A 6,000-nucleotide genomic window follows, 5' to 3' on the forward strand; every position below is an offset into this window, starting at 1 on the left:
CCGCACGCAGGACACTTGTCGCCGGAACGGAACCGGAACCGGAGACGGGACCGGAACCGGAACGGAAGCGGAAGGCTCTCGGAGGGGGACCCATATGCGGGACAGCCATCGGGCGGAAGCCGAGCGGCTGTTGGTACGCGCCGTAGAAGAAGAGGTACGGCGCTCGGGCGGGCGATCGGACTCGGGCGTGCTGTTGGCACGCGCACGGGCCGCCCTGGACAGCATGGCGGCGAATGCGGGCGAGGAGTACGCCGCGTACGAGCAGGCGCTGGTGGACGCGGAGGCCGGGCAGCAGCCGCTGTCCGCGCAGTTCAGCCGACAGAACTTCTCAACTCCCTTGCTGGTCACGGCCATTGCCGCGGCCGCGGCGATCGGCGCGGACGTCGCGCTGGGAACGGCGACAGGTACCGCGCTCGGCGCCGGGGCTGTCGTCGCCGTCGCCGGGGCCGCGACCACCGTCGCCAAGGTGACCGCCTCGCACTGGCCGGCCGCCCACCGCAGAGCCGGGGCGCTGGGGCAGCCGGGCGGGACCGAGCAGCTGCGGTTGCAGTGGCTGACGGCTCTGGAGGTGCGGGGCATCCGCCCGTTCCTGGACCAGCAGCGGATGCTGGTCTCCTCCACCCGTACCGCGAAGAAGCCCACCGCGGTGCCGCAGCTGCGCGGCGCGGACCGGAGCGCGGCGGCGCGCAGTCGGTCGGTGCTGGAGCAGTCCTTCGGGCATCTGCCGGAGCCGGAGGGGCCGTTCGCGGGCCGCCGGGACGCGATGACGCAGATTTCGCAGTGGGTGCACGCCGCCCGCGCGTCGACGGAGACCAGGCCGACGGTCGTGGTGCTGTACGGCGCGCCGGGATCGGGGCGCACGACCCTCGCCGTGCGGGCCTCGCACCATCTCAAGGATCAGTTCCGGGGCGCGTGCGTGGTCGATCTGCGCGGCGACAGCGAGCATCCGCTCTCTACGCGCGATGCGCTGCTGCACCTGCTGAACCGGCTGGGCGCGCCGCGCGAACAGCTGCTGTTCCGGGAGCGTTCGTCGGCCGATCAGCAGGTGCGGCGGCTGGGCGAGCTGTACCACCAGCATCTGACCGGGCTGCCGGTGACGGTGGTGCTGGACGACGCGAGCGACCCGGCGCAGGTGCGCACCCTGGTGCCGGATCGTTCGGACAGCCTGGTGCTGGTGACCGCGCGCGAGCGGCTCGACCTGCCGGCGGACATTCCGGCGTGGGTGCACCAGCTGCCGGTCGACGCACTGGACGCGGCGGGGGCGGAGGAGCTGCTGCGGGCCTCGGCCGAGGAGCCCCTGTCCGGGCCGTATGACGCCCAATCGGCCGACGAGGTACGGGAGTTGTGCGGCGGGCTGCCGCTTGCGCTGCGTATCGCCGGCTCCTCGCTGGGCCCGCGGACCGCGCATCAGCTGGCGGCCGATCTCGGCGCGTACGGTCCGGTGGACCCGGTCGAGCGGGCGCTGTGGCTGCGCTACACCGACCAGTCCGAGCAGGCGCGGCGGCTGCTGCGCCGGCTCGCGCTGGCCGGGCGGGCGTCGCTGGGTGCGGCGGCGGCAGCGGCGCTGCTGGCCACGGACGAGCAGGAGTCGCAGCGGCTGCTCAGGGGCCTGGCCGACGCGGGACTGATCGACCATGTGCGGGCCAGCCGCTACCGGCTGCACGACGTCGTACGGTCCTTCGCCCGGGCCCGTCTCCTCGACGAGGAGGAGGCCGCTGAGCGTACGGCCGCGCAGGAGCGGCTCATCCAGAACTACGCCGACCTGGCCGGGGCCGTGATCCGCATGGTCGACGGCAAGATGTCCACGCGCGCGGGCCAGTTCGGCGCGCACGGCTTCGCTTCGCTGGACGCCGCGCTGCGCTGGCTGGACGACGAGTCGAGCTTCATCACCTCGGCGCTGCGGCACGCGGAGGGCGTCAACCAGCAGACGGTGCTCAATCTGCTGGGCGCGCTGTGCGACTACTGCCTGCTGCGCGGCGACCTGTACCGGCTCGGCGAGATCAGTGAGCTGTCGCAGGCGGTGGACCAGGGCCTGCTGGAACGTTCCGTGCGCTGGCGTACCGGCATCGCGGCCCGGCAGCTCGGCGAGCTCGACAAGGCCCGTACGACACTGTCGTCCGTCGTCGGCCTCTACCGCGAGGCGCAGAACGACTCGGGCACCGCACTCGCGCTCTGCTCTCTCGGCATCACCCTGCACCACCAGGGCAATCTGACCGAGGCTGCGGCGAAGCTGCACGAGGCGATCGAGCTCCAGTCCTCGGACGAGCAGGCCGAGGACCGGGCGTGGTCGCTGCACGCGCTGGCCGCGGTGGAGCGCGACCGGGCCAATCTCGCGGAGGCGCTGACGCTGCTGGCGACGGCGCTGACCCTGCACCGGGAGGGCGAGTCGCTGCACGGCGAGGCGTGGACGCACTTCCAGCTGGGCCAGGTGTGCCTGCGGATGGGCGATGTCCCGCGCGCCGAGTCGGAGCTGCGTGCGGCCCTCGATCTGTACGGCCGCACCCGCGACGGACGCGGTGAGGCCTGGGCGCTGACCCAGTTGGCCCGGGCCAGACTGGTGGACGGCGACCCGGCCCCCGCGGTGGACCAGCTGGGCCAGGCGCTGTCCCGCCACCGCGACAACGAGGACGCGCGCGGCGAGGCGTGGACGCTGTACTACCTGGGCCAGGCGCTGGAGGAGCGCGGCGACCGCGACCAGGCGGTACGGGAGCTGGAGCGGGCCCGCACGATGTTCTCCCGGATGCGCGACGTGTACGGCCTGGCCTGCGCCCGCCACCACTCGGGCCGTGTCACCCGGGACCAGCGGGCGGCTCAGACTGGCAACCTGCGCAACTCGGGCTTCGCCCGCCAGCTTCTGGTGGACGCCCGCGCCGACTTCCATCGCATCGGCGTTGCCCATGGCGAGGCCTGGACCTGCCTGGAGCTGGCGTTGATCGACGCGGGCAACAACCGCCCGGGGCAGGCGCTGGCGCTGTGCGACGAGGCGGCGGCCCTGTTCGCCTCGTACCAGGACGACCGGGGCGCCGACTGGGCCAGATTCCTGCGCTGCACACTGCTGCCGTTCGCATCGCCGGGCGGTATCGAGGTCGGCACGGTGGTGGCCCAGGAGGAACTGGCCCAGCTGATGGGGACGACGCACGCGTCGCGGGACGGCAAGCTGGAGGACTGCGCGGAGGCGCTGGCGGTGATGCTGGAACGGGGCGTGCACTTGGAGGACGGCTGGCAGGCCTGGCACCTGGGGATGGTCCCGAACCGCCATGCACGCGAGGTGATGGGCGTCCCGGTACCCGCGGCGACGTAGCCTTCCGCCGGGGCTCCGCCCCGGACCCCGCGCCTCAACCGCCGGCGGGGCTGGAAAATCCAGCCCGTTGGGGGTCCCCCCGGACGAAGTCTGGGGGAGATTGAGGACACTCCCCCTACGCCCTGCGGGCATAGGGGGAGTACGGGGTCTGGGGGCTTGCCCCCAGTCGGGAAAGGGCGGGGTAGGGGCAGAACCCGCCGCAGGCGCCCCACCTCGTCACGACCTCACGCCGCGGCAGGCCCCGACTTACCCTTGCCCCCCTTGGGGGCGTCCGCCTTCGGATCCGGGGCTTCCTCGAAGTCGACCCTTCCCATGTGGCGGTTCATCGACTTCATCAGCAGCCACACGCCCACGGCCAGCGCCGCGAAGACGATGAAGCCGAGGACACCAGGGGTGACCTTGTTGTCGTCGACCTCCTTGGCGAGGGGGACGAGATGCGTCAGTGCGAGGTTTGCGCTTGCGCTCATATCAGGCATTCTCGCGGATGCCCGCGAAGAGGTCGTCTTCGGGGAGGGAAGTATCGACCAGGGACTTGGCGAGCTCGTACTCCTCGGTCGGCCAGACCTTCTTCTGGATCTCCATCGGCACGCGGAACCAGCCGCCGTCCGGGTCGATCTGCGTCGCGTGCGCGATCAGCGCCTTGTCGCGGATCTCGAAGAAGTCCGCGCACGGAACGTACGTGGTCAGGGTGCGCTCGGCGCGCTCGAACTCCTTCCAGCGCTCCAGCCACTCGCCGTACGGGGACTCGATGCCGCGCTCCAGCAGCGCCTCGTGCAGCGCGACCGTACGCGGCCGGTTGAAGCCCTGGTTGTAGTAGAGCTTCTGCGGCTGCCAGACGGGGCCGAACTCGGACTCCGGGTACTTCTCGGAGTCACCCGCACCGTCGAAGGCCACCATCGAAATCTTGTGGGTCATGATGTGGTCGGGGTGGGGGTACCCGCCGTTCTCGTCGTAGGTCGTGACGACCTGCGGACGGAAGGCGCGGATCGACTTCACCAGACGGCCGGCCGCCACCTCGACGTCCTCCAGCGCGAAGCAGCCCTCGGGCAGCGGCGGCAGTGGATCGCCCTCGGGCAGGCCGGAGTCGACGAAGCCGAGCCACTCCTGCTTGACGCCGAGGATCTCGCGCGCCTCGTCCATCTCTTTCTTGCGCACTTCGTGGATGTGCTCCTCGATGTATGCGTCCCCCTGGAGCTTCGGGTTGAGGATGGAGCCGCGCTCGCCTCCCGTGCAGGTCACGACCAGCACGTCCACCCCCTCGGATACGTACTTGGCCATGGTGGCCGCGCCCTTGCTCGACTCGTCGTCGGGGTGGGCGTGAACGGCCATCAGTCGCAGCTGCTCAGTCAAGACTCGATCCTCAGTGATTCGTCGCGAAATAACCGGTGCCGTCCCGCAGGGACGTCGATGTGGGGCGGCGGTCGGGTGGCGGGCGGGCGGCTTCTATAGTGACCGAATCGGGGGACGGAAAATTCCGGCAGCCCGTTCTGGAGAGGATCCATCATGGCCGCGGTGCGCGAGCAGCTTCCGGAGGGCCGTTACGGCCGCTCGGCGGACGAGCGCGCCGACCGCATGCTCAAAATCGTGGGCGCGGGCCTCGGTGTGGTGCTGCTCGGGGTGGTCGGCTGGTTCGGTTACGACTACATCGCCGGGCAGAAGATAAGCGCCGAAGTGATCAAATTCAAGGTTGTCTCGGACACCGAGGTCCAGGCGCATCTGGAGGTGCGCAAGGACGCGGACGCCACCGGCACCTGTACGCTGCGCTCCCGCTCCGAGGACGGCAGTGAGGTGGGCCGTATCGACGTCATCGTCGGCCAGCGGGGCGAGAAGCGGATCGACCAGGTCGTGACGGTGCGTACCACGGCGCGCGCAACCAGCGCCGAGCTGGAGCAGTGCACCGCACGCTGACGGCGCGCCACCGAGATGGTATCGGCTCTGACCTGCGCTGATGAAATTCTGATGGCTTTCGTCCTCCCCCTTCCGCCACGAAATTGTTAGGCTCGTGGTTTCGCCCATCCATGAAGGCACATCCTTCTGGGTAGGGCGATGCTTTGTATTCCCAGTACCTACGAGGAGCACCTGTGACCCAGACCAGCGAGAACGTCACCTGGCTCACCCAGGAGGCGTACAGCCAGCTGAAGGCCGAGCTGGAGTACCTGTCTGGTCCCGCGCGCACCGAGATCGCCACCAAGATCGCGGCAGCGCGTGAGGAGGGCGACCTGCGCGAGAACGGCGGGTACCACGCGGCCAAGGAGGAGCAGGGCAAGCAGGAGCTCCGTGTGCGCCAGCTGACCCAGCTCCTGGAGAACGCCAAGGTCGGCGAGGCCCCGGCGGCGACCGGTGTGGTGGCCCCCGGCATGGTCGTGACCATCGCCTTCGACGGCGACGAGGACGACACGACGACCTTCCTGCTCGCCTCCCGCGAGTACGCGAGCGACGACATCGAGACGTACTCACCGCAGTCCCCGCTGGGCTCGGGCGTGAGCGGCAAGAAGGTCGGCCAGGACGCGGAGTACGAGCTGCCCAACGGCAAGAGGGCTTCGGTGAAGATCCTCGAGGCCAAGCCGTACACCGCCTGAGACCGGACAGAGTGAAGGGGGGGGGGCGCGGGGGGGGGGGCGGCCCCCGGCAACGACGGGGGGGGGGGGACGGGGGGGGCCGCCCGGGCCTTGGGCCCCCCCCCCGCCCGGAACCCCCCC

5 protein-coding genes are annotated in these 6,000 nt (G+C 70.8%); 3 read left to right on the forward strand and 2 right to left on the reverse strand.

Annotated elements, in window-relative coordinates:
* Window positions 1-94 precede the first annotated feature (94 nt).
* Window positions 95-3,301, forward strand: a complete 3,207-nt coding sequence (locus tag ACZ3H8_RS08255; RefSeq protein WP_467398959.1) for a tetratricopeptide repeat protein — start codon at window positions 95-97, stop codon at window positions 3,299-3,301.
* Window positions 3,302-3,525: 224 nt separating this feature from the next.
* Here the strand turns inward: ACZ3H8_RS08255 and ACZ3H8_RS08260 are convergent, their stop codons facing one another.
* Together ACZ3H8_RS08260 and mca are read right to left on the reverse strand one after the other, a co-directional pair.
* On the reverse strand, window positions 3,526-3,777 hold the full coding sequence (locus ACZ3H8_RS08260) for a hypothetical protein (RefSeq protein WP_398983451.1): 252 nt from the start codon (window positions 3,775-3,777) through the stop codon (window positions 3,526-3,528).
* On the reverse strand, window positions 3,770-4,651 hold the full coding sequence (gene mca, locus ACZ3H8_RS08265; protein ID WP_467398963.1) for a mycothiol conjugate amidase Mca: 882 nt from the start codon (window positions 4,649-4,651) through the stop codon (window positions 3,770-3,772). The genes ACZ3H8_RS08260 and mca overlap by 8 nt, the downstream gene beginning before the upstream one ends.
* Before the next feature lie 153 nt (window positions 4,652-4,804).
* Here mca and ACZ3H8_RS08270 point away from each other — a divergent pair, with 153 nt between their 5' ends.
* Both ACZ3H8_RS08270 and greA read left to right on the forward strand, forming a co-directional pair.
* Window positions 4,805-5,209 carry a DUF4307 domain-containing protein gene (locus tag ACZ3H8_RS08270; protein ID WP_467398965.1) on the forward strand — a complete coding sequence of 135 codons (405 nt, stop codon included), beginning with the start codon at window positions 4,805-4,807 and terminating at the stop codon, window positions 5,207-5,209.
* A 173-nt stretch (window positions 5,210-5,382) separates the two neighbouring features.
* Complete coding sequence (greA, locus tag ACZ3H8_RS08275) at window positions 5,383-5,880, forward strand: transcription elongation factor GreA (protein WP_467398967.1); 498 nt, start codon at window positions 5,383-5,385, stop codon at window positions 5,878-5,880.
* The last annotated feature ends 120 nt before the right edge of the window (window positions 5,881-6,000 follow it).

The organism is Streptomyces sp. NPDC002868 (genome assembly GCF_055563295.1).